The organism is Kordiimonas aquimaris (assembly GCF_025574485.1).
Classification (GTDB): domain Bacteria; phylum Pseudomonadota; class Alphaproteobacteria; order Sphingomonadales; family Kordiimonadaceae; genus Kordiimonas; species Kordiimonas aquimaris.
In genome coordinates, this window is record NZ_JAOBPO010000003.1 from 401255 (window position 1) to 424618 (window position 23364).

The 23364-nt window shown below is 46.5% G+C and carries 22 protein-coding genes; 8 read left to right on the forward strand and 14 right to left on the reverse strand.

Annotation, left to right across the window (positions count from 1 at the left end; all coding sequences use genetic code 11):
* Nucleotides 1-65: 65 nt before the first annotated feature.
* A complete protein-coding gene (gene ssb / locus OEU88_RS11645; RefSeq protein WP_262695343.1) occupies nucleotides 66-581 on the reverse strand; it encodes a single-stranded DNA-binding protein in 516 nt (171 codons plus the stop codon).
* Nucleotides 582-838: 257 nt separating this feature from the next.
* On the opposite strand from ssb, the gene OEU88_RS11650 reads away from it, so the two are divergent.
* On the forward strand, nucleotides 839-1387 hold the full coding sequence (locus OEU88_RS11650) for a hypothetical protein (protein ID WP_262695344.1): 549 nt from the start codon (nucleotides 839-841) through the stop codon (nucleotides 1385-1387).
* Between the two features lie 11 nt (nucleotides 1388-1398).
* Here the strand turns inward: OEU88_RS11650 and OEU88_RS11655 are convergent, their stop codons facing one another.
* A complete protein-coding gene (locus OEU88_RS11655; RefSeq protein ID WP_262695345.1) occupies nucleotides 1399-1809 on the reverse strand; it encodes a GFA family protein in 411 nt (136 codons plus the stop codon).
* Nucleotides 1810-1948: 139 nt separating this feature from the next.
* On the opposite strand from OEU88_RS11655, the gene uvrA reads away from it, so the two are divergent.
* Entirely contained in the window at nucleotides 1949-4807 is a 2859-nt protein-coding gene (gene uvrA / locus OEU88_RS11660) for an excinuclease ABC subunit UvrA (protein ID WP_262695346.1), read from the forward strand.
* A 182-nt stretch (nucleotides 4808-4989) separates the two neighbouring features.
* Nucleotides 4990-6648 (forward strand): DUF4139 domain-containing protein, encoded by a 1659-nt coding sequence (locus OEU88_RS11665; protein WP_262695347.1) that lies wholly within the window; start codon nucleotides 4990-4992, stop codon nucleotides 6646-6648.
* A 5-nt stretch (nucleotides 6649-6653) separates the two neighbouring features.
* Here the strand turns inward: OEU88_RS11665 and OEU88_RS11670 are convergent, their stop codons facing one another.
* Together OEU88_RS11670 and OEU88_RS11675 are read right to left on the reverse strand one after the other, a co-directional pair.
* Complete coding sequence (locus tag OEU88_RS11670; protein WP_262695348.1) at nucleotides 6654-7193, reverse strand: DUF924 family protein; 540 nt, start codon at nucleotides 7191-7193, stop codon at nucleotides 6654-6656.
* 15 nt (nucleotides 7194-7208) lie between these two features.
* The gene (locus OEU88_RS11675) at nucleotides 7209-8357 is read right to left on the reverse strand and encodes a M28 family metallopeptidase (protein WP_262695349.1); all 1149 of its coding nucleotides are present in this window, start codon (nucleotides 8355-8357) and stop codon (nucleotides 7209-7211) included.
* Between the two features lie 200 nt (nucleotides 8358-8557).
* On the opposite strand from OEU88_RS11675, the gene trmFO reads away from it, so the two are divergent.
* Both trmFO and OEU88_RS11685 read left to right on the forward strand, forming a co-directional pair.
* On the forward strand, nucleotides 8558-9889 hold the full coding sequence (gene trmFO / locus OEU88_RS11680) for a methylenetetrahydrofolate--tRNA-(uracil(54)-C(5))-methyltransferase (FADH(2)-oxidizing) TrmFO (protein WP_262695350.1): 1332 nt from the start codon (nucleotides 8558-8560) through the stop codon (nucleotides 9887-9889).
* Between the two features lie 47 nt (nucleotides 9890-9936).
* Nucleotides 9937-11337, forward strand: a complete 1401-nt coding sequence (locus tag OEU88_RS11685; RefSeq protein ID WP_262695351.1) for a M20/M25/M40 family metallo-hydrolase — start codon at nucleotides 9937-9939, stop codon at nucleotides 11335-11337.
* Nucleotides 11338-11412: 75 nt separating this feature from the next.
* On the opposite strand, the gene OEU88_RS11690 is transcribed toward OEU88_RS11685, so the two are convergent.
* The 6 genes from OEU88_RS11690 to OEU88_RS11715 form a co-directional block, all read right to left on the reverse strand.
* Nucleotides 11413-11907, reverse strand: a complete 495-nt coding sequence (locus tag OEU88_RS11690) for a tetratricopeptide repeat protein (protein WP_262695352.1) — start codon at nucleotides 11905-11907, stop codon at nucleotides 11413-11415.
* Nucleotides 11908-11956: 49 nt separating this feature from the next.
* The gene (locus tag OEU88_RS11695; protein WP_262695353.1) at nucleotides 11957-12394 is read right to left on the reverse strand and encodes a DoxX family protein; all 438 of its coding nucleotides are present in this window, start codon (nucleotides 12392-12394) and stop codon (nucleotides 11957-11959) included.
* Between the two features lie 40 nt (nucleotides 12395-12434).
* The gene (locus OEU88_RS11700; RefSeq protein WP_262695354.1) at nucleotides 12435-13757 is read right to left on the reverse strand and encodes an RsmB/NOP family class I SAM-dependent RNA methyltransferase; all 1323 of its coding nucleotides are present in this window, start codon (nucleotides 13755-13757) and stop codon (nucleotides 12435-12437) included.
* Nucleotides 13758-13768: 11 nt separating this feature from the next.
* On the reverse strand, nucleotides 13769-15238 hold the full coding sequence (guaB, locus tag OEU88_RS11705; RefSeq protein WP_262695355.1) for an IMP dehydrogenase: 1470 nt from the start codon (nucleotides 15236-15238) through the stop codon (nucleotides 13769-13771).
* Nucleotides 15239-15454: 216 nt separating this feature from the next.
* On the reverse strand, nucleotides 15455-16150 hold the full coding sequence (locus OEU88_RS11710) for an RlmE family RNA methyltransferase (protein ID WP_262695356.1): 696 nt from the start codon (nucleotides 16148-16150) through the stop codon (nucleotides 15455-15457).
* Entirely contained in the window at nucleotides 16143-17570 is a 1428-nt protein-coding gene (locus OEU88_RS11715) for a Ppx/GppA phosphatase family protein (RefSeq protein ID WP_262695357.1), read from the reverse strand. The genes OEU88_RS11710 and OEU88_RS11715 overlap by 8 nt, the downstream gene beginning before the upstream one ends.
* Nucleotides 17571-17783: 213 nt before the next feature.
* Here OEU88_RS11715 and OEU88_RS11720 point away from each other — a divergent pair, with 213 nt between their 5' ends.
* On the forward strand, nucleotides 17784-17960 hold the full coding sequence (locus tag OEU88_RS11720) for a hypothetical protein (RefSeq protein WP_262695358.1): 177 nt from the start codon (nucleotides 17784-17786) through the stop codon (nucleotides 17958-17960).
* Between the two features lie 397 nt (nucleotides 17961-18357).
* Here the strand turns inward: OEU88_RS11720 and OEU88_RS11725 are convergent, their stop codons facing one another.
* The 3 genes from OEU88_RS11725 to OEU88_RS11735 all read right to left on the reverse strand — a co-directional run bounded on the left by OEU88_RS11725 (nucleotide 18358) and on the right by OEU88_RS11735 (nucleotide 20818).
* Nucleotides 18358-19179: an SPOR domain-containing protein gene (locus tag OEU88_RS11725; RefSeq protein WP_262695359.1), complete on the reverse strand. Its 822-nt coding sequence runs from the start codon at nucleotides 19177-19179 to the stop codon at nucleotides 18358-18360.
* A gap of 193 nt (nucleotides 19180-19372) precedes the next feature.
* Nucleotides 19373-20146 (reverse strand): CDP-alcohol phosphatidyltransferase family protein, encoded by a 774-nt coding sequence (locus OEU88_RS11730; protein WP_262695360.1) that lies wholly within the window; start codon nucleotides 20144-20146, stop codon nucleotides 19373-19375.
* A 9-nt stretch (nucleotides 20147-20155) separates the two neighbouring features.
* On the reverse strand, nucleotides 20156-20818 hold the full coding sequence (locus OEU88_RS11735; protein ID WP_262695361.1) for a phosphatidylserine decarboxylase: 663 nt from the start codon (nucleotides 20816-20818) through the stop codon (nucleotides 20156-20158).
* A 227-nt stretch (nucleotides 20819-21045) separates the two neighbouring features.
* On the opposite strand from OEU88_RS11735, the gene OEU88_RS11740 reads away from it, so the two are divergent.
* Entirely contained in the window at nucleotides 21046-21450 is a 405-nt protein-coding gene (locus tag OEU88_RS11740; protein WP_262695362.1) for a hypothetical protein, read from the forward strand.
* Nucleotides 21451-21493: 43 nt separating this feature from the next.
* Here the strand turns inward: OEU88_RS11740 and OEU88_RS11745 are convergent, their stop codons facing one another.
* Nucleotides 21494-22471: a LysM peptidoglycan-binding domain-containing protein gene (locus OEU88_RS11745; protein ID WP_262695363.1), complete on the reverse strand. Its 978-nt coding sequence runs from the start codon at nucleotides 22469-22471 to the stop codon at nucleotides 21494-21496.
* 204 nt (nucleotides 22472-22675) lie between these two features.
* Between OEU88_RS11745 and OEU88_RS11750 the strand changes: the two genes are divergently transcribed.
* Nucleotides 22676-23251 carry an LOG family protein gene (locus tag OEU88_RS11750; RefSeq protein ID WP_262695364.1) on the forward strand — a complete coding sequence of 192 codons (576 nt, stop codon included), beginning with the start codon at nucleotides 22676-22678 and terminating at the stop codon, nucleotides 23249-23251.
* Nucleotides 23252-23364: the final 113 nt, after the last annotated feature.

A 23364-nucleotide genomic window follows, 5' to 3' on the forward strand; every position in this document is an offset into this window, starting at 1 on the left:
GTATAAAAAATGGCCACATTCAGCGGAATGCGGCCATAAAATTGATCAGAAGTGATTATCACTGATCAGAACGGAATTTCATCATCCAGATCAGAGCCACCACCCATGCCACCAGCGGCTGGTGCTGCGGCTTGACCACCGCCAAAGCCACCGCCTTGTCCTTGTCCGCCACGAGCGACGCTATCATAACTAGATTGATTATCACTGAAACCGCCGCCTGCATTGTCACCGCGACCATCAAGCATTGTAAGCTCACCGCGGTACCGTTGCAGGACAACCTCTGTTGAGTATTTTTCAACACCACTCTGGTCAGTCCATTTACGTGTCTGCAACTGTCCTTCAAGATAAACCTTGGAGCCTTTCTTGAGATAATTCTGCGCAACCTTGGCAAGGTTTTCGTTGAAGATAACAACACGGTGCCATTCGGTTTTATCCCGGCGCTCACCTGTTGCCTTGTCACGCCAATTCTCACTTGTAGCCACAGACAAATTCACCACAGGTGAACCGTCCTGCATAGAGCGCACTTCTGGGTCACGGCCCAGGTTACCAACTAGAATTACTTTATTTACGCTACCTGCCATGACGGCCCCCTTAAATAGACTACTAAATTCTTTTCAGCTTACGATTACTTCATTGCTGATGTGCGCAGGATACTAAACCAGTTGGCAGGCTGCATGCAAAGGCTCATTAGATATTTTTTTGTTTTCCTCAAAACTCTTTCTTTTCCCAGCAAGTTTCAATTCAACCGTATAAACGGGCATTTCGTCGAACAATGCTCGTCAGTTTACAATCCACTTCATAAGTTTCATCATCGGGAATAATATCAGGCGGGGACATTATGAAAAACTATGCATCACTGGCAACTGCGGCAACGTTATCCATGCTCGCTTTTAGTGCATCCAGCACAACAGTTCAGGCGCAGCAACAATCAACGCCTCCGCCTCCATGCACTGTCGACGAAAACTTTCGCGCTTTTGATTTCTGGATTGGCGAATGGGAAGTAACACCGTGGGCTGGCGGTGACGTTGCTGGGCATAACAAAATTGAAGCTGTTGAAGGTGGGTGCGCGCTCGCAGAAAGTTGGACTAATATCGGTGGCGGCACAGGCCGTAGCATGAACTACTATAATCCAAACACTGCTAAATGGCGGCAAATATGGGTTGCTGGTGGATACTCGATTGATATCGAAGGCGGCCTGAAAGACGGCGCCATGGCACTTGAAGGCACAATATACTATTACCGTCAGAAAAATTCAGTTCCGTTCAGAGGAACATGGACTCCGCAAAGTGACGGCAGTGTAAGGCAACATTTTCATCAATATAATGCCGAGACAAAAGAATGGGCTACTTGGTTTGATGGACGTTACGTCAAAAAAGCCGCTGATTAGTCCAACAAAAGTTATTTCAAGTCTGCATAGCCAGCCATAGACTGCGCGGCCCCTTTCACTGGTAATATACCAGCAACACGGGACCGCGTGTATATCTCATAAACAATATCAATCCCGCTTGTGTCATCTAATGTCGTCATATTGATATTAGCTATGTCAGTATAATCAACACCGCACCACTGCAGCGGCGTACCGCATTTATTGCAAAAGCGCCGAATCGCCGCATCGCTAACAGACGTTTCCCCCTCAGGTTGCTTAAGCCATTTAAACTGATCTGCCTTTACTGTGATAACAGTTGCAAACGGTGCACCGGACTGCTTCTGGCAATCTCGGCAATGACAATTACCCGTTTCCGCATCCGTTAAATCCATCTGATATCTTGCTGCTCCGCAGGAACAGCCACCTTCGCGTATACCTCTCATCTCATTGTCCTTAGCATGTCAGGAGAAATAAAATATGTTCTTTATTTGTTCTGACGCACTATGTAATGTCAAGCTGCTTGACACACAGCACATTTCAGACCACTTCAATAGCGATAAATAACAAAGGGCAAACTGGCTGATGTTGACTAAGATTTCAATTCGCGGCGCAAGAGAACACAACCTGAAATCTGTTGACGTTGATATCCCGCGCGACAAACTTGTGGTGATCACTGGCCTGTCTGGTTCTGGCAAATCATCATTGGCGTTTGATACCATCTATGCCGAAGGTCAACGGCGTTATGTGGAAAGCCTAAGCGCTTATGCTCGCCAGTTTTTGGAGATGATGCAAAAACCTGATGTCGACCACATCGAAGGATTATCGCCCGCAATCTCTATCGAACAGAAAACAACAAGCAAAAACCCGCGTTCCACGGTTGGTACTGTGACCGAAATATATGATTACATGCGGCTTTTGTGGGCGCGTGTTGGTGTCCCCTATTCTCCGGCGACAGGCTTACCCATTGAGAGCCAGACAGTCAGCCAGATGGTTGATCGTATAATGACCCACGAGGAAGGCACGCGCCTATATCTGCTGGCTCCCATCGTACGTGGCCGGAAGGGTGAGTATAAAAAAGAGTTTGCCGAGCTGCAAAAACGCGGCTTCCAGCGCGTAAAAGTTGATGGTGAATTTTATCTTATTGAAGATGCGCCAACACTCGATAAAAAATACAAACACGACATAGACGTGGTTGTGGATCGTCTTGTATTAAAAACCGGGCTGGAACAGCGCCTGGCTGACAGTGTCGAAACAGCACTTGATCTATCTGACGGGTTAGTGGCGTATGAAATTGTTGGCGCTGAAGATGATGATGCCCGGCATTTGATGTCTGCGAAGTTTGCATGCCCCGTATCAGGCTTCACAATTGAAGAAATTGAGCCACGATTGTTTTCCTTTAACAACCCGTTCGGTGCATGCCCGGAATGTGACGGCCTGGGTAAAAAACTGTATTTTGACCCTGAGCTTGCTGTACCTGACAAAAACAAATCCATTCGCGAAGGTGCGATTGCACCTTGGGCAAACAAAGCCAACAATCCATCGCCGTTTTACTTTCAAGCATTAGATGCGGTTGCCGCACATCATAAAGTATCTTTGGATATTGCATGGGCTGAACTACCAAAAACAGCACAAGATGCTTTCCTTTTTGGCACAGGAAAAACACCAGTTACGATCGTTTACGCGGACGGCAAACGCCGTTTTGAAGTGAACAAACCCTTTGAAGGCGTTTTGAACAACATTGAACGCCGTTGGCGCGAAACAGACAGTAACTGGATGCGCGATGAACTGTCGAAGTATCAATCAGCAACAGCATGTACAGCATGCGGCGGCGCACGGCTAAAGGCAGAAGCGCGCGCTGTAAAAATTGATAGTACCGACATTAGTCAAGTTACAAGCTTATCGGTGGCTGCCGCGTACGCATGGTTTGAGGGTCTGCCCGACCGCCTCACTAAAAAGCAAACGCAAATCGCAGAAAAGGTATTAAAAGAAATTCAGGATCGTCTCGGTTTTCTCAACAATGTTGGTTTGCAGTATTTAACCCTCAGTCGGTCATCAGGAACTTTATCTGGTGGTGAAAGCCAGCGTATTCGCCTTGCTTCGCAAATTGGCTCGGGGCTAACCGGTGTATTATATGTGCTGGATGAACCTTCTATTGGTTTGCATCAGCGGGATAATGACCGCTTGCTCGAAACCCTGAAAAACCTGCGTGATATCGGTAACACTGTTTTGGTCGTGGAGCATGACGAGGACGCTATTCGCACCGCAGATTATGTGATTGATATGGGTCCGGGCGCAGGTGAACATGGCGGCACTATTGTTGCTGAAGGTACGCCTGCCAAAGTTATGAAGAGCGCAAAAAGCCTAACCGGCCAATATATGACAGGCAAACGCTCAGTGCCTTTGCCGGTTGAACGTCGCCCCGGTAAAAAGGGTAAAAACCTTACTGTCAAAGGAGCAACGGCAAATAACCTTAAAGATGTTACCGGAACAATCCCGCTTGGCACATTGACATGCATTACAGGTGTGTCCGGATCAGGTAAATCCACATTTACTATTGAGACGCTCTATAAGGCGGCAGCAAAACATTTGAATAAAAGCCGTGTTATTCCGGGCAAACATGAAGCGGTTACTGGATTGGAACATCTGGACAAGATTGTTGATATTGACCAAAGCCCAATTGGTCGCACACCACGCTCGAACCCAGCCACATATACCGATGCCTTTACGCCTATCCGGGACTGGTTCTCTGGCCTGCCAGAAGCGCAGGCACGCGGCTATAAACCCGGACGGTTTTCATTCAACGTTAAAGGCGGTCGCTGCGAAGCTTGTAGTGGCGACGGCATGATCAAAATTGAAATGCATTTCCTGCCAGATGTTTATGTTGAATGTGATCAATGTAAAGGCAAGAGATACAATCGTGAAACTTTAGAAATTCGCTTTAAAGACAAGTCAATATCAGATGTTCTTGATATGACAGTTGAAGAAGGAGTTAAGTTTTTCAAAGCTGTTCCAGCCATTCGGAACAAGCTTGAAATGCTTGAGAAAGTTGGGCTTGGTTATATACGTGTTGGGCAGCAAGCCACCACTCTGTCTGGTGGTGAGGCACAGCGTGTTAAGCTGGCGAAAGAGTTATCAAAGCGCTCTACAGGCAAAACTCTATACATTCTTGATGAGCCAACAACCGGTCTGCACTTTGAAGATATTCGTAAATTGATGGAAGTTCTGCAGGCACTTGTTGAACAAGGCAATACCGTTGTAGTGATTGAGCATAATCTGGAAGTCATTAAAACTGCAGACTGGATACTCGACCTCGGCCCTGAAGGCGGTGACGGCGGCGGCGAAATCATTGCTGTTGGCACACCTGAAGATGTTGCAAAGAACAAACGCAGCTATACAGGGCAATATCTTGCGCCGGTGCTTTCACGACAAGCTGCCGAATAAACGGTGAATTAGCTAGACATCCATAAGGTAATGTAACATCGCAATACCTTTGTTTAGTTTAACATCAAAAATTCAGATATCATAGATGAAGCCGTTGTTCAGCCACGCTTCATATTACTGCCACTAATAGATGTTTACGTAATTTTATAGATGACCACGTTACCTGCGTAAGGAATCATATTATGAGAAGACACATGTCAACGCTGCAAACGGCACTTATTACCAGCCTTGTATCCGGCCTGCTTTCAACAGTAGCTGCTCCTGCATTGTTAGCCGCAGAAGTTGAGCTTTCAACTGACATCAAGAATATCAAAGTATACCGTAACAGGGGCGCAATTGTTACGCGCGCCGGCATTCTGGAAGCCAATTCAGGTGATCATACCGTAACCATTAGCGGCCTACCCGCTGACATTGACACCACTTACGGTATCCGTGCACGTTTCGTAGGTAATGATGGTAGCATTACTCAAGTGAAGCTGGACGAACAATTCATTGAAGGCAGCAATGCCACTGCGCAGCGTAGCATCCTTGCACAAATTGAAGAACTGGAACTAGCCACACGCGACGACCAATCGAAGATTGAAGCATTGAATATACAGCTTCGTTTTGTTGAAGGCATGAGCCAACGCACGAGTAATGCTGCTTTAACAAATAACGATGTGGATAGCGCATTCGTCGCTTTGGAAAAAACATTAGCGTTTGTCGCTGAAAACAGCAGCAAAATCATTGCCGAACGCAGCACTCTTAATAATGCTATTAAAAAGCGTGCGAATAAAATACAGGCATTGCGCCGTGAGCTTGCTCAAACAGGTAATGTAAGAAAAAGCTATACCGAAGCAACGTTAAGTCTTTCGAAAGCCATTCCGCAAAGCGCAACGCTAGAATTATCTTATCTTATAAATAACGCAAACTGGACGCTTGAAGCCGACGCTGAATTAGATAGCGCAGCCCTTAAAAGTACTATCACCATGTTTGCTGTCATTGAGCAAAATTCAGGTGAAGACTGGCTCAATGTGCCACTTTCATTGTCAACAACGCAGATATCAAGCAACATTCAGGCATCTACGCCTTACCCCGTTTATTATAACCTGACTGACGCGAGAACGAGAAAACTTGAATATATGCGTTCAAGCCCAGTAGCAGTTTCTGATGAAATGCTACAGGAAGCGGAAGTCAAACGGGCTGGCAGCGCTGCTTCTCCACGCTTTGCCCAAAGCTCTTTTGATGCAGAGTTTATACTTAACACACCTGTATCCATCACCTCAGGTGGTACACAGCAACGCATAGAAGTCGCCAGAAACACTTCCGATACAACCCTGAGCATTCGTACCACCCCCGCATACGGAAATGATGCTTTTCTCTATGCTCAAGCTAAATTCGCGGGCATTCCCACAATTTCAAATCCGAACGTTTCCATCATTCGCGATGGCAATTATGTTGGGCGTGGTTCGTGGCCTGACCTTACATCTGGCAAAACACTTGACCTGCCCTTTGGCCATTATGAACGTGTAGACGTGAAAACAGTTATCCTGCCAAGCGAGGACGGCAAAAGCGGTATCTTTAATAAACGCCGCGTTGATGAAGAAAAAAAGCAATATATCGTCACTAACAACCACAATGCGCCGCTTACGGTCGAAGTTTTTGGTGTAATGCCACAAGCATTAAACGAGGATATTGAGATAGAAACTATACGCGGGTCTTCAACACCAACAGAGATTAATATTGAGGACCGGCCCGGTGTCGTTATGTGGCGCAAAACACTGGATGCTGGTGAGGTATGGACCGTCAATCATTGGCTGCGCACAAGTTACCCGACAAACATGCGCCTAACAGGTAAGTAAAATAGCTAAAAACTGCTGCCGGGCTCTTGCAAAAAAGCAAGCTCGTCAGCAGTAGACTTTCGCCCAAGAAGAGCATTCCTGTGCGGATATCGCCCAAACCTGTCAATGATACGTTTATGCTTAAACTCAAAGTCCAGATTACTCTCTAAGCCAGCTCTCGAAAATACTTTAACAGCATCGTCGTGAACGCGAGCACTTTCACTATGCATGTACGGCATATAGAGAAACTGTAACTTGTCTGCATTCCAGCTCTCACCTATGCCCAATGACACAGCTTCCTGCGCCAAAACCAACGCAATAGCATCACTCTCAAACGATCGACCAGATCCACGAAACATATTACGCGGAAACTGATCCAGAATAATTATTTCGGCCAATCGGCCATTTGCGCGTGTGCGCCAAGAAGCCAGCTCTCCAACACGTGCTGCCTCGTATATTCCCAGAAAACGCTGTTTAACCAATGCATCAAAAGTGTCCGACTTCTGCCACCAAGCTTTAGGCCCTGCTTCTTCAAACCAGAAATGTAGAATATCTTCAGGCGTCATAATCACTCCCTAGAATTAACTGTTTGGGCATGTTCGCACAATTGCTTCAGCAAACCTTGCAGCAAGTATCATGGTATTGGTATCAACTTTCTCTATAGTGTCCTCTGGTGTGTGTATGCCTGTCATATGGCCATAATCATCATATGATGCAAGGGTCACTGAAGGTATACCGGCACGCGCAAACCACACGCTGTCAAAATCACCCACATGATGATGCGCTGGTGTGACACGCTCAAAATCCTGATTGATACGACACACTCTATCAGCAACATGCGTCAATGCATTCTGATAGTTAACAGGTGTAAAACCACCGCTTTTCGTAACAAAACGCAAGTTTTCGCAACCGACCGTATCAATGTTAACAAGATACGTTTTTCGCGCTTTCAATTCGTTCTTATGAACATTCAAATAATGCTGCGAGCCGAGCATACCAGCCTCTTCAGCTGTTGTTATCACAAGGCGAACTTCACTATCTTCGGGCATTCGGCGCCACAACCTGCTAGCGGCAGCCGTTGCTGCAGCAACACCGCTTAGGTTATCATTTGCGCCAGGTGTGTATCCAAATCGCCAAAAATCCATGGACGCCAATAGAAGCTGCAAAGCAATCAAAGCAGCACCGAAACTGATAAAGGCACCGTTAACATTAAGGCCAAAACTGGCGAATAATGGGAAAACAACACCAAGCGCAATGACGCAGGTAGAAGCAAACAAGGCAAAACGAAAATGAGGCACTTGATTTGCTCGATAGGCAAATGACGCTGGCGCGCTGTCAATATGCGCCATCAAAATAAATAGATTTTTGCCTTGTCCTTTACTGGCAACTAGATTTGCTGTTGTCCGGTTTGCACCCCACCAAATTATAGGGCTTCTACGCCAGTCAAAAAACAGAAACCAGCTCACAAATGCTAAAGCGCCTAACATCATCATAATATCTGGCATGTAGTTAGCGCCTAAAATCGCAATGATAGCCATAATGCCAATCAACCATAGAAACGGCAGATAACTAGTCGGCGCGTTAAAACCTTCTTCTTTTACCTCGACATCAAATTCACCCGTCAGTTCGGTAATTAAAGCTTCACGCGCCTCAAGCTCCTCTTCTGTACCCACACCGCGGTGTGGCCATTCCGACAAACGTGCAAATATATCTGGTGCGCTAAGAGGCAATGATCATTCTTCCTGTAATATGAGTCAAAAGACTAGCCTCTACACTCAGAGAGTCTATTAAAACTAACGCGGCAAACGCCATTTAAATATACTGGAAAGTATTCAGGAAAGTATTCTGGCAATCTTGAACTGCTTCCGCTAAATATGCGCGCTATTGATTACCAACACTATGCAAAGAAATGCATACAGGAGCCAACCACGTGACAAACACCCCAGTACATATTATTGGCGGCGGCCTCGCCGGGTCAGAAGCTGCATGGCAACTGGCAGAACGCGGCGTGCCAGTGATATTGCATGAGATGCGCCCTGTTCGTAAAACAGATGCACACCATACTGACGGCCTGGCTGAACTGGTATGTTCAAATTCCTTTCGCTCCGACGATGCGGAAAACAATGCCGTAGGTTTGTTGCATGAAGAAATGCGGCGCATGAATTCGATAATCATACGCACAGCCGATAAGCATAAAGTGCCAGCTGGGTCCGCATTGGCGGTTGACCGTGACGAGTTTTCACAAGACGTCACTGCGCAGATAGAAGCGCATCCCCAGATTCAGGTTTCGCGCGAAGAAGTAGCTGGCCTGCCACCCAAAGAATGGGAAAAAGTTATTGTCGCAACCGGGCCATTAACATCACCTGCGCTGTCTGAAGCCGTGCTGGAGTTGTGCGGTGAAGACAGCCTCGCCTTTTTTGACGCCATTGCACCTATCATCCATAAAGACAGTATCGATTTTGACATTGCCTGGTTCCAGAGCCGTTACGATAAAGGCGAAGGAGCTGATTATATAAACTTACCGATGAACAAAGAGCAATATGATGCTTTCATTGAGGCTCTCAACACTGGTGAGAAAACCGACTTCAAAGAGTGGGAAACCAACACGCCTTATTTTGAAGGCTGTATGCCCATCGAAGTTATGGCGGAACGCGGACCGGAAACACTGCGTTTTGGGCCTATGAAACCGGTTGGTCTGCAGAGCCCACATCAAGAGGATAGGTGTCATGCCGTTGTTCAACTACGCCAAGACAACAAACTTGGCACCCTGTACAATATGGTTGGTTTTCAAACCAAACTGAAGTACGGCGAACAAACACGCATCTTCAAATCAATCCCGGGGCTTGAGAACGCCCAATTTGCACGCCTTGGCGGATTGCACCGCAACACTTTCATCAATAGCCCACTCGTACTTGATGACCTCATGCGTATGAAGGCTGACCCGCGCCTGAGATTTGCCGGGCAAATTACAGGAGTTGAAGGTTACGTTGAAAGCGCAGCAATGGGCTTGATGACAGGGGTATTTACAGCAATTGAATACAAAGGCGGTACAGTAACACCGCCCCCTCCGACAACCGCGTTTGGTGCACTCATTAATCACATCACCGGCGGCGCAGACGCAAAAACCTTCCAGCCTATGAATGTGAATTTTGGTCTGTTCCCACCAATGGAAGGCCGCCTGAAACGAGCGGAACGCAAACCTGCCAAAGCAAGGCGGGCATTGGAAGATTTAAATCTATGGATGGAAACGCTTGACGCCTAATCGCCCCTCCCTCAATGTGCGCACGTACATTCACGAGGGGAACCGTCATGACAATTTCAAGACTAACAAAAGCAGTTTTTGGCGCTGCGTTAATTGCAAGCACACCACTTGCATTTGCCGCTGATCAGCCAGCACTGGAAGACAGCACTATAGAAACAGCCAAGATGCTGCGTGATGCTGCGCTTAAAAGCGATGTAGCATATGATTTACTCGAATCGCTCACGACGGAAGTTGGGCCAAGGCTTGCTGGCAGTGTTAAAGAGCAAGAAGCAATCGATTGGGCAGTCGCAAAATTCAAGTCTCTGGGTTTCGACAAAGTTTATACTGAACCAGTACAGGTTCCAAAATGGGAACGCATTTCTGAAGCTGCATCTGTTGTAGCGCCATTTGCGCAACCACTTACAATAACAGCACTCGGCAAATCTGCCGCCACACCAGAAGGAGGCGTAACGGCAGAGATTGTGCATTATGCCACATTTGAAGACCTGCAATCTGCTAATCCAGATGATGTAAACGGCAAAATCGTCTTTATATCCAATCGCATGGAGCGCAAAATTGATGGTGCAGGCTATGGCCCAGCCGTTCAGGCACGTGGACGCGGTGCTTCAGAAGCAGCACGGAAAGGCGCGGTAGCTATTGTCATTCGATCTATCGGTACAGATAGTCATCGTCTGCCCCACACAGGCGGTGTTAACTACGAGGAAGATGCGCCCCGCATTGCGGCTGCCGCGCTCTCAAACCCTGATGCAGACCAGCTGGAGCGTATGATGAAACGCGGCCTGCCAATTACATTACACCTTGATATTCAAACCAAAGACCTTGGCACAGTTGAAATGGCCAATGTCATTGGAGAAATTACAGGCACGACGCTACCGAACGAATATGTTGTGCTGGGTAGTCACCTCGATAGCTGGGACCTTGGCACAGGTGCCGTTGACGACGGCGCCGGCGTTGCAATAACCATGGCAACAGCTGACTTGATTAAACGTATAGCACCACGTCCAAAACGTACTATCCGTGTTGTTCTTTTCTCAGCCGAAGAAATTGGTCTAGTCGGTGCACGCCAATATGCCGAACGCCATGCAGCTAACATTGAAGAATTTGCTATCGGTGCAGAATCAGACTTTGGCGCAGGCCCCATATGGGCACTCGCATCAAGAGTTAACCCTGATGCGACGTTCGTTGTTGATAAAATGGCCCAGTTAATGGGTGCTATCGGCGTTGTCCGTGCTGATCGCATTGCTGGCGGCGGCCCTGATGTTGGACAACTTGCTCGCGTTGGCATGCCTGTTATGGATTTGTTGCAAAATGGAGATGATTATTTCGATCTGCATCACACAGCTGACGACACATTTGACAAAATCATTCCAGAGAACATGAGACAGAACATGGCTGCATGGGCCGTGTTTACATACGTCGCGGCTGACTGGCCCGGCAGTTTCAAATAAAATAGATGATTTGAACTGAAACAACAAAAGGCGCTCTGGTGAGCGCCTTTTTTGCATAGTATTAATAGATAAGTTCTAACTTACGTTTTCAGCAACTTTAGCAGCACTATCCGCTTCAGCTTTTTCCGCACGGTATGCTTCAATCGCTGTTTTCACCATATCAAGTGACTGACACCCTGTTTCGCACAAGCTTGCCAACTTTGACCTATTTGCTTCTGCGCGGCCAACCATATCGCGTTTCAAAAATGCAACCGCCTGAGCCTCAAGAGCTACCATCGCGTTTGGGTCTACGGCCAGCGCTTGACGATAATACTTTAACCCACGACCAATACGTCCTTGCGCTTCGTGCGTTTTGCCTAGCCCTACCAGCGCATGCAGGTTTGCCGGGTTAGCAACTAGCGCACGTTCGTACAAGACTTGCGCTTCTTCAGGTTTCTCGGCCCTTAGTGCCACTGTTGCTTCACCAACAAGTTGACGCGACGCATCTTTGTACTTGTCATTAACCTGCGCAAGCGCAGTACTTGACAAGATACCCACAACTGCCGCGGTCATTATTAACTTTGAAATCATACCCGAAACCTCTTTTCTCACTATTGTCGCCATCATAATCAGCAAATATTTAATTGTCTGTATCTTTTCCTGCATCAAATTTTTGCTCAGGAAGATGGTGTAACCCAACAAGCACCAAGCTCGAAATCAACAAAATGCTATATTCCATACCATTGCGCCCAAGACCGACAACAAACCACCCTTCACGTGCATGAACCAGAATAATACCCATGGTATAAATCACGGCGAACAAACCGGAGAGATAAGGTACAAAACGGCCTAGTAAAAATACAGTAGCGCCGACAATCTCAAACAGCGTAATAGCCCAAGCAATCAGCTGCCCAAAAGGAAAACCCTGAGCATCAAGAAACACGCCAAAAGGTGCTACTCCTCCAGCGAGAAGGCGCGCCCATCCATGGGCCATGAGAAAAGCACCCAACAAACAGCGGAACGCAATGATACTGTTAGAGGGTTTGCCTTGAGCAATACCGATGTTGAGAAAATCCACTTTAAGCCTTTAATATTTCAAAACCTGAAATACAAATACGCTAAATTTTTTCAAGGATTGCAACAAAGAAACCGTCCGTTTGGTGCATATGCGGGGCGAGTTGAAGAAAACGGGGGTCTGATGACAGCGTTTCAGGCACAGGTGCCTCTAATGTATCTGTCCATATATCAGCATATGGTTTTACTTGCCATTTACCGTTTTGAGTATCCATGAAAGCATTAACCACAGCCTCATTTTCAGCTTCAAGAATGGAACACGTCATATACACTATACGACCATGCTTTTTCACCATTCTGGCACCTTCAACCAGCAGGTCATGTTGAACAGCGGCAAACTCAGCAATTTTTTCCGACGATAAGCGCCAACGTTGATCTGGGTTCCTTCGCCACGTACCAGTTCCGGAACACGGCGCGTCTACAACAACGCGGTCCATATTGCCGCCTAACTTTGACAAAGCATCATCTCGTACCTGCCCGTTAACCGGCAAAGCTTGAGCATTAACAATTTTACAGAGTGAACGTGCTGCACGTTTTTCAAGCTCACGTAAACGTTTGCCCGAGATATCAAATGCCTGAATTTTACCTTTATTCTCCATCAGAGCAGCCATAAGCAAACTTTTGCCGCCAGCGCCAGCGCACAAATCCGCAACACTCATGCCGGGTTGTGCATCAACGAGGTAACAAGCTAGCTGCGCCGCTTCATCCTGCACTTCGATTAAGCCGTTACGATATAGTGGAGAATCTTGAATATTATTCTTTATATATGAACGAAATCCAATTGGAGAATATTTATGTTTTACAATATCTTCTACTATTTCTTTAATGTCATCAATGACATCATGAGAAATAGTAATTGGATTACTGCGAACATCAAATGGCGCATTAATATTTAATGCTGAAACAGCCTCAGCAAAACTATCAGCAAAGCGTGCATTAAAGCTTTCTTCCAGCCATTCCGGAAGTTCAAGCCTTACCAATTCCGGCATGGCATCATTTGATAACGTGGAGAGCTCACCATTAACCGCAGCTTCTTCCGCGGGTGATAACTCATCTGGAACATGGTCACCTTCAGCGCCAAACGCACTGATACTTTCAGGTTCCGTTTCAGCAAGGTAACTTATTACGAGTGAGCGCCCACTAACCGGCAAGCCAACTACATCCAGCCGCCACAGCTGCTTGGCACGGCTACGCACAACCCCGTAAACCATGCCAGAGATTGCGCGCCTGTCTTTAGAGCCGATATAGCGGCGTTTGCGACAATAACCGGAGAAAACCGCATCAGCAGGAAGTCCCTGCTTAGCAATACCTTCTTCAATGGCGTCGATAATTTCAATTGCGGCTTCAATGCGCGCTGCTGGCCGCATGTGTTTTCTTCTTATTTAGTTGGATAATTAGGGGATTCGCGTGTGATAGTCACATCGTGAACATGGCTTTCTTTCAAGCCAGAATTTGTGATTCTCACAAACTCTGCTTTGGTTCGCATATCTTCAATAGTTCGACTACCCGTATAGCCCATGCTTGCGCGCAAGCCACCAACAAGCTGATGCAGAACATTTGAAGCAAAACCTTTATAAGGCACCTGCCCTTCAACGCCTTCAGGTACAAGCTTGAGCGTGTCTTTAACATCATCCTGAAAGTAGCGATCAGCCGAGCCACGCGCCATTGCGCCAACAGAGCCCATACCGCGGTAAGCTTTGTATGAACGTCCCTGATAAAGGAAAACTTCGCCTGGCGCTTCTTCCGTGCCTGCGAGCAATGAGCCCACCATACAAAGGCTAGCGCCTGCAGCGACTGCTTTCGCCACATCACCAGATGTACGCAAGCCACCATCAGCAATAACAGGAATGCCGGCCTTGGATGCAATCTCTGCAACATCGTTAACAGCTGTAAGCTGTGGTACACCAACACCAGCAACAATACGTGTCGTACAGATGGAACCTGGCCCAATACCAACCTTAATTGCATCGGCACCTGCACCAATCAACGCTTCAGCAGCGGCACGTGTAGCCACGTTGCCTGCAACAAGCTGTGCATGGCTCCATGTCTTCTTAATACGCTCAACCTGCTCTATAACGCGTAAAGAGTGACCATGCGCCGTGTCCAGCACAATCAGGTCGCATTCAGCATCAATCAACATACCCGCGCGCTCATAGCCTTTGTCACCAACAGTTGTTGCTGCTGCAACACGCAGGCGACCCTGTCCATCCTTACATGCATTAGGATTAGCGACGGCCTTTTCCATATCCTTCACAGTAATCAAACCAACACAGCAATAATCGTCGTTAACAACGATAAGCTTCTCGATACGATGGTGATGGAATAGCCTTTTCGCTTCGTTTGATGAAACGCCTTCCTGAACAGTGATGACATCCTTGGTCATCAATTCGCTGGCAGGCTGCGCCATCTGTGTCGCAAAACGCACGTCGCGGTGTGTGAGAATACCGACCAGCTTTTTGGGGCCTACATTATCGCTTCGCTCAACAACGGGAATACCTGATATTTTATGGCGGTGCATTAACTCAAGTGCATCAGCCAGTGTTTCGTCAGGAAACATAGTTACCGGGTTAACCACCATGCCAGACTCGAACTTCTTAACCTGACGAACCATATCAGCCTGTTCTTCTTCGCTTACATTGCGGTGCAACACACCCATACCACCGGCTTGCGCCATAGCAATTGCCATTGGTGCTTCAGTGACGGTGTCCATTGCTGCTGACAGCAACGGCATATTCAAACGAATTGTTTTAGTAACATTAGTGCTGACATCAACCTGCCCAGGCATAACATCACTGGCAGCGGGTTGAAGGAGAACGTCGTCAAAAGTAAGGCCGAGGCGAATATCCATGTTAATTCCTGCATAGTTAGGGGCTTCAACCACCGGTGTGGTTTTAACCCAGCCTCTCAATCTTATGTGGGAGAAGCAAAATCCACGTTTGGATCCAGGTTTTGGATGTTCGCCGTTCAATAACGCGAAGTGCTGACAAAAACAATGTGATTCTTGCCGAATTCTTAAATTCTAAAACAAATGTGATGTATGTTCGTAAAAACAGGCAGTGCAGCGCTACGTACCTTTAAAGCCTTGTGCCAGAACAAACCACTCTTTTGAATCTGCTCTACTAGCCGGCGGTTTAGCGTGCTTTACTGTTTTAAAGTGCTTTTGCATGCGCTCCATCAAAACACCGTCACTGCCACCTTGAAGTACTTTCGCAACAAAAGTTCCACCAGGAGCAAGAACCTTGATGGCGAAGTCCAACGCGGCCTCACATAGTGCCATTGTGCGAATTTGGTCTGTCTGACGGTGTCCTGTCGCCGAATTTGCCATATCAGACAGCACAATATCCGCTGGCCCATCAAGCGCCGCCATCAGGCGTTCTTCAGCATTTTCATCAAGGAAATCCATTACCCACAAATCAACACCATCAACATGCTCAACTTCTTGCAGGTCAATACCAATAATCTGCGATTCTTCCGGCATTACACGTGCCAGCACTTGCAACCAGCCACCAGGCGCGCAGCCAAGATCAACAGCCCGTTTAACGCCTTTCAAAAACTGATAGCGATCGTTTAACTCAACCAGCTTAAATGCAGCACGCGAACGGTAACCAAGCCGGTTAGCTTCAGCAACGTAAGGATCATTCAATTGACGCTGTAACCAACGTGTTGATGATGGCTTGCGACCTCTAGCCGTTTTGACACGCACCTTTGCGCCGCGTGCGCGACTCTTGGTCTGAGACTGCCTATTCCAACCTTTAGCCATGATATTCCCTGTTTACTTTATTGGCAGCCTTAGCATTCTCCATGCCAGACTTATGCATTTTCTTTTTAGTCCGAACATGCTCGACAGGCTGATCAAGCTGCATCAGGCCGCGAAGAATTCCTTCCCGAATACCCCGGTCAGCCACTCTCAGGCTTGGCACTTGCCACATACCCAGGATAGCCTCTAGAATCGCACAACCAGCCACAACCAAATCTGCTCGTTCAGCACCAATACACGGTTCCGCTGCCCGTTCTTCAGGGGTCATTTCAGCAACGCGCCGCGACAAAGCCTTAATATCTTTGGCTTTCATCCATGCCCCGTCAACTTTGTCACGGATATAACGCGGCAATTCCAAATGCAGACTGGCCAATGTCGTTACCGTTCCAGACGTCCCTAAAAATTGTGTATGCCGCCCCTTAAGTACTGTATCCAAACTATGTGCAGCATTAAAAGCACGGAGATGGACCTCAACACTTTCAACCATTTCTTTATATTCTTTATTTTTCAGCTGCTTACCAGGTGTTGTGAATGCTTCAGTTAAGTTTACCACACCCCATGGAACAGAAACCCATCCCTTTATTTCAACCTGTTTTCCCGGTCGCACCTTTACCCATATCAGCTCTGTGCTACCACCACCTATATCAAAGACAAGTGCATTACGCTTATCACCAGCAATGAGTGACTGACAGCCCAGCACAGCTAAACGCGCTTCTTCACCTGCAGATATGACATCAAGATTAATACCCGTTTCTCGCTTAACGCGCGCGACAAATTCCTCAGAGTTATCCGCAATCCGGCAGGCCTCGGTCGCAACATGTCGCATGCATGTAACACCGCGCCGTGCCAGCTTTTCAGAACAAACCTTCAACGCTTCAATGGTCCGGTCCATTGCCTCATCAGACAAACGGTTATCTTTGCCAACCCCCTCACCTAGTCGTACAATTCTTGAGAATGCATCGATAACACGAAAGCCGTGCTTGGTGGGTTTAGCTATAAGCAACCTGCAATTATTGGTGCCAAGGTCTATTGCACTATATATGCCGCCTAAGGCCGCTTCATGTTTTCTGCGTGATTTAGGATACGGCTTACTATGCGCCACCTCAGCACTGCTGGCATGCGGTTTTCTTTTGCCCGCGTTGTCATTACGTGCATTATCACTCGCTGAAAGCCCAGCGTGTTCATCTTTTGAATTAGCTTGAATATCGCCGGTAATATCACGGTTCTTCTTAAACCGTTTCCTACCACCTCGGCGAGTTCGGCGTTTGCCATTACTCTTTTTGTTGTCGGCCCGGCCATCTTTTGCATTGTCATTCCCGGTCACAGAATGCTTTTTAGCTTCCGTGTCTTGAGACAAGCTAACCTCATTGGGTTGGCGCTGCCGAACTTCAGCGCTTTTTTCAGCACTCACGTTCGTTGGCATATTATTCTCTTTTCTATTCACAGGCACCTAGCCTGCTCACTTGTCATGACCTTATCACTCATCATTACATGAAGGCAATAACAAGCGCGCTCGCACTAGAACAAACAAAGAAAAACACAAGCATATAGCCAGATGTTCTATTTTTGTTCTTGACTACACTCGATGAAACAATATAAGAACATTACAGGAACAAACTAGACGAAAGCATAAACAATGACGCTATCACACATTATGATTCTTGCCGTATTTTTTGGTTTTGGCGTGATGGGCATGATTGCCATACAGGAAGCTATTAGCAAATGCTGGGCGTCTACCCGTGGCCTGCTGAACCCAACCGCCCCTGCTCCAACCTTAGGTGCAACCAACGCTGCAACATTAAAAGGCATTTAATTTAATTGCTCGTTTGACGGTTTGTGGTTTTCCGATCATTGAATCTAGGTCAATGACAAAAGAGCCAACAGGACATTCGCTTCTATAATGAATTTAAATAAAATAAAGGCGCGGTGTACGATCAATAAAGATTAACACCGCGCCTAATCCGAGCGAAACCCCCAAGGCACAGCTCGGTACAACTTGTGGGGAGCGCATATACTGCGCTCAAAACCGGTGTCACCTCCCCAAGTTAACCAGCGCAACCCTTTCAAGTTGAGAAAGCACATCGAACTGGATTCAAGGGGCGCTGTCAAGCTTCGTTCATAAAATTTTCACAATTGCCCATTTGCAAGCTGCAAACTGTGACTTTTTTGCTGCGGCGAACCACAAGTTGTGATGCATTTAACTACCACTCTTACTCAATAGGTTCGCCCTGATACTCTGCTACGCGGCAATATTGATCAGCATTTGTACGCTTGATACGTGTACATAATGCATCCGCTTCCTGTTCATTGATCAACGGCCCGGCAACCAAGCGCATAAAAGAACCGATACCTTCCTGGCTTTGTACATAGATCAACGGCGTAAGCCCTTGCAGATCATTTGTGAAATTACGCGCAAGACCCGTCCAGCCTGAGCTAACCTGATCCTTGCTTCTATAAGACGCTAAATGTACACCGTAAAAAGATTGTTCGTTGCGCTGCACATCTACCGTATTGCTCACAGGTGTTCCGTTTTCACCTTCATTTGCATCTGCTGCCGTTTCAGCAACGCCTGTCGGTGCGGTTATACCTTTTTCAAAACTAGACTGCGGCGAAGCAGCATCAACCATTTCAACAGAGAACACTCTATTTTCCAATTTTTTAAGCTGATCGCGCAGTACAGTTACGTCGCTACGAACACGGTTAACTGACGCTTCAACCTGAGGGTCTTTCTCGATAGTCCCAAGTTTTGCGTTGAGTGTTTTAATTTCAGTTTCTTGAGTTCTTATATGTTGAACCAGCTCAACATAAAGCCGTTCCAGAGCATTAAAGCGATCTTTTAATTCGCGGTGATCTTCCGATACGTACCCGACGTTTTGTTCTAATGCTTCCTGGCGTGCCTCAACAAGAACCTCTTGACCTTGCCATAGATCCTGACTGGCACATGCAGGTAGGGCTAATAGCAATGCGCCTAGAACGGCACTTTTCAACACTGATTGCTGTTTTAAGTAGGTTACTTTTACCGGCTGCTTCATATCGAACACCTTTCAAAACACTAAGCTACTGATAAACAAACGTTTGCAGCAGCTCTCAAATGAGCATTATTTTTCTAGTGATTTTAAAAGCAATTTGGATGCCAGTTATAAAAATTGGCCACCTGAACAGTAACTGAAGCAACGACAGACCTTGTAATAAATAGGAGTTCCTCGAGAACAGCGAGATACAGTTTTATTTGTTTTTCACGCCTTTTACCGCAAGTCTTTTACGGAATGCCCACATATTCACTGGCAAAAATGCAATATACAACGCTGAAATAAGAGCAAGAACAGCCCAGGTACGAACAAAAAGGCCGGCCAGTACAATACCGATAACCAGCATTACAGGTACAAATGCAGTGCGCGGCACACGTAGCGCCTTTAACGAAATGGTAGGAATTGTTGAAACAATCAATAACGCAATAACAATGGTATATATACTTACCCAAAGGCTATGAGAACGCATTAACCCATCGTTTAACGCCAAATCAATCATCATAGGAGTTAGCAACAATGCAGCACCCATCGGGGCGGGCACGCCGGTCAAAAATCCGAGGCGTTTTCTTGGCTCATCCTGGTCTTCTAGCCGCGCATTAAACCGCGCCAGCCTTAACGCCATTGCCGTCGCATATATAAGCGCCACAGCCCAGCCAAAACGGTCCAAGCTTTGTAAAGACCATAGATAAACAACAACCGCAGGCGCAACGCCAAATGAAACCACGTCGGACAAGCTATCAAGCTCTGCGCCAAACTTGCTCGTGCTTTTCAGCAAACGTGCAACGGTACCATCTAATCCGTCTAATATTCCAGCAACGGCGATGGCTGTTGCTGCTAATTCCCACTTCTCGGCAAAGGCAAACCGCATCGAAGTTACACCTGCCATAAAGGCGCATAAAGTCACAACATTTGGTAAGATTGTGCGAATAGAAATTGCACGAATACTCGTTGTTTTCTTTTTGTCACCCATGACGTAACTCTAAAGCTTTCTTGCAATGATAGTTTCACCGCCAATCATTGTTTGCCCAGGCTCTATTGTACATTCCATGCCTTCATCCAGGTATATATCAGTACGACTACCAAACCTGATCAACCCAAAACGAGAACCACGCTCAACAACATCGCCTTCCTTCAAGTTGCATAAAATACGCCGTGCAACCAAGCCAGCAACTTGAGCAAACGCAATATCATTGCCGTCTTCTGTTGTCATCCGGACAAGTTGACGTTCGTTTTCTTCACCTGCTTCATCAGCAGCCGCACTCAGGTACTTGCCGTTTACATACGCCAAACCCGTTATAGTTCCTGCCGAAGGCACGCGGTTCACATGCACATTAAATACAGACAAGAAAATAGAGATGCGTTTTCTTGGTTTGTCGCCCATACCAAGCTCTGCAGGCGGCGCTATCTCTGTGACTGCACTCACAGTTCCGTCAGCGGGACTTACAAGAACACCAGATGCTTGAGGCACCACTCGTTCTGGATCACGGAAAAAATATACACACCATGCAGTAAGCACTAAGCCAATCCAGCCAAGAGGCTCTGAAATCAAATAAAACAACCCAATAGAGACAATGAAGAATACGGCAATATGAGTATGCCCTTCTTTATGTATTGGTGTTAAAACTGCATCTGAAGCTTTCATAAGTCTTCTTTCTTATCCTTATATCACCTGCCGGCGTTCCGTTTTATACGCAGGAAACGCACCGTAACACTGGCGATTTTATATACATCCGTCAAGCAACGCTTATCAGCGTATGAACTCTCAACCTTTATAATTAATGCGTGTTGTTAACGCTTGTTTAAGCTGAACAAGCGATGCTGGCAAACCAAAATACGCATATACCTCACTGAATATAGGCAATCGGTAAAATGAAGCTGCAAGAGTCCCTTGATAAAGTTGAACAACACCTATCAAAATTAGATAATCAAAGTTTCGATCGGATATCTTTTCGCTGGGAAAATATACCATTCAACGCGGTAGTAGAGAAAGCTTCAGAGGGCTTAAGTCACATAAAGCTGGATGCCAAGCTTGGCCGTTTATTTTATACTATCGAGAATGCAGAATTAAGAACTGCGGCGGTTAAATGCTTGTATTCCACTAATCGTAAAACAGATGCTTCATATAAAATTGCTAAAAATGGTGAAGTTTTCTTTCATAGCCTTACAAAAACATCGAAAACACTGGCTGGTAAGAACCTTATGGAAGCGATCACAGTGATACTGCTACAATCAGGGTCACAGCTCCAACTTCTTAACTCACAACTGAAAAGCTAATGTTCTTCATTTACTGCGTCACGGTGCAACAAAAAGTCCGAATTTATTGCTCAACACTTTTAGTAGGCAGCTTAAATATCTGACCGGGGTATATCAGGTCAGGATCCGTGATCTGTTCGCTATTTTCACCGAAAATAAGAGTATACCGCACTCCTGAGCCATACAACTGGCGAGCAATTTGCCATAACGTATTGCCCGGCCTTATGAAAACACCATTTTCCGCTAATGATTGATCAATAGGCTCACCAGCAACAAACGGTTGCTCAACGCGCAACTGAACTGTTCCGTCAGCAACCGTCTGATCAACACGTACGGTATGGGTGCCGGGTGACAATATACCGTCAGGTTGAGATATCGTCCAAGAACCGCTATCGCTAGCCCGCACGCTGTTAACAAATTCTCCGTCAAGGTACAGTCTTACATTCACACGCGGCAGTGATCGTCCAGCAAAGACCACACCGTTACCAGCGCCAAAATCAACAGTATCAACGCTTAAACTGTCCCCTACTTCAGCAAATGCTGCAACGCCGGGCTTTTGCAGAACCGTACTGGCACCCTTGCCGTCTTTCGGTGTCAAAACAGCTACAACACCATTCTGTGCCTGCTCCACAAAACGTTCTGTATCGCGCTCTGGAACAGAAACAACAACAACCTGGTCAGCTTCAGTTTGTGTTGTTGAATCACCGTTAGTAGCTTTTAAATTTAACTCAACCGAGCCAGCCTCAAGAGGTTCATCGAGAATAATGACCCACTCACCGTCCTCATTAGCTATAACTTCAGAAACTTTTTTGCCGTTAGCATATAATTCAACTTGCGCGCCCGGAGCCATTCGACCAGCAATCACGCCGGTGCCACCACGTGATATACGAACCAGATCAAATTCTGGCGCAAGCTCATCAACAACTGAACCAGATTCCTCGACTTGCTCTCCAATTACTGGTGTCGGAGCCGGAGCCTCACTTGAATCGTAAAAAAAGAACAAATAAACTGCCAAGGCCAAAACAGCCATAACGGCTGCCAAACCTAGCTTTTCCTTATATGAAGAAGTATTTGCCTGTAGGCCCATAATTTCCATAACTCAAAACGAGCACGCTGTCGTCGGCTCTGTTAACCGGTCACTATTTATGTTTTATCAATCCGGCAACTATTATTATAGTTAAATTTATCATAATCATGTCAAAAATTTGTCACTGATTCGATATTGCCATTCAATGAAAGCTTTCCTGTGAACAATATTCCCAAAATTTCAACTGTTTGCGTTTATTGCGGCTCACGCATGGGCAACAAGTCACACTATCAAAATCAAGCGCATAAATTAGGCGCCTTAATCGCTCAAGCGAAACTGTCTTTAGTATACGGCGCAGGCAGTATTGGCCTGATGGGCGTAGTTGCACGCAGTGCCCGCGACAACGGCAGTAATGTGATAGGTATCATCCCTGATCACCTTGACGATATTGAAATTACACAAAATGGCCTTTCTGAGCTTCACATCACGGATGACATGCATCAACGCAAAAAAATGATGTTCGAACGCTCAGACGCTTTCATTGTGTTGCCAGGCGGTCTCGGCACATTGGATGAAACACTAGAGATGATGACATGGGCGCAACTTAGCCTGCACCGCAAACCCATCATACTTGTTAATACAGATGGATATTGGTCACCATTAATTCAGCTTGTAAAACATGTTGTTGATGATGGGTTTGCTTCGCCCGAAAACGCCGAACTATTAACAGTCGTGGACACACCTGAGGCCGCGATCGAGTTTATTCAAGCCTATAATGATGATAAAGCTATCTGATCACCAAAGAATTACCTGAACACCAATCAAAACCGTTCAGTTTGCACTTCAACTTACATCAGTGAAGTGATAGGGTGCGCGCAAATTCAGATAGAGGCATAATGTCTTCAACA

What these genes read in the sequence shown, in the direction of transcription:
- ssb (WP_262695343.1), bottom strand. Translation starts at nt 581, where the DNA reads ATGGCAGGTAGCGTAAATAAAGTAATTCTAGTTGGTAACCTGGGCCGT.
- OEU88_RS11670 (WP_262695348.1), bottom strand. Translation starts at nt 7,193, where the DNA reads ATGACGCCTGAAGATATTCTACATTTCTGGTTTGAAGAAGCAGGGCCT.
- OEU88_RS11690 (WP_262695352.1), bottom strand. Translation starts at nt 11,907, where the DNA reads ATGATTTCAAAGTTAATAATGACCGCGGCAGTTGTGGGTATCTTGTCA.
- OEU88_RS11735 (WP_262695361.1), bottom strand. Translation starts at nt 20,818, where the DNA reads ATGAAAGCTTCAGATGCAGTTTTAACACCAATACATAAAGAAGGGCAT.
- OEU88_RS11710 (WP_262695356.1), bottom strand. Translation starts at nt 16,150, where the DNA reads ATGGCTAAAGGTTGGAATAGGCAGTCTCAGACCAAGAGTCGCGCACGC.
- OEU88_RS11650 (WP_262695344.1), top strand. Translation starts at nt 839, where the DNA reads ATGAAAAACTATGCATCACTGGCAACTGCGGCAACGTTATCCATGCTC.
- OEU88_RS11655 (WP_262695345.1), bottom strand. Translation starts at nt 1,809, where the DNA reads ATGAGAGGTATACGCGAAGGTGGCTGTTCCTGCGGAGCAGCAAGATAT.
- OEU88_RS11685 (WP_262695351.1), top strand. Translation starts at nt 9,937, where the DNA reads ATGACAATTTCAAGACTAACAAAAGCAGTTTTTGGCGCTGCGTTAATT.
- uvrA (WP_262695346.1), top strand. Translation starts at nt 1,949, where the DNA reads ATGTTGACTAAGATTTCAATTCGCGGCGCAAGAGAACACAACCTGAAA.
- OEU88_RS11720 (WP_262695358.1), top strand. Translation starts at nt 17,784, where the DNA reads ATGACGCTATCACACATTATGATTCTTGCCGTATTTTTTGGTTTTGGC.
- guaB (WP_262695355.1), bottom strand. Translation starts at nt 15,238, where the DNA reads ATGGATATTCGCCTCGGCCTTACTTTTGACGACGTTCTCCTTCAACCC.
- OEU88_RS11740 (WP_262695362.1), top strand. Translation starts at nt 21,046, where the DNA reads ATGAAGCTGCAAGAGTCCCTTGATAAAGTTGAACAACACCTATCAAAA.
- OEU88_RS11725 (WP_262695359.1), bottom strand. Translation starts at nt 19,179, where the DNA reads ATGAAGCAGCCGGTAAAAGTAACCTACTTAAAACAGCAATCAGTGTTG.
- OEU88_RS11700 (WP_262695354.1), bottom strand. Translation starts at nt 13,757, where the DNA reads ATGCGGCCAGCAGCGCGCATTGAAGCCGCAATTGAAATTATCGACGCC.
- OEU88_RS11730 (WP_262695360.1), bottom strand. Translation starts at nt 20,146, where the DNA reads ATGGGTGACAAAAAGAAAACAACGAGTATTCGTGCAATTTCTATTCGC.
- OEU88_RS11715 (WP_262695357.1), bottom strand. Translation starts at nt 17,570, where the DNA reads ATGCCAACGAACGTGAGTGCTGAAAAAAGCGCTGAAGTTCGGCAGCGC.
- OEU88_RS11665 (WP_262695347.1), top strand. Translation starts at nt 4,990, where the DNA reads ATGAGAAGACACATGTCAACGCTGCAAACGGCACTTATTACCAGCCTT.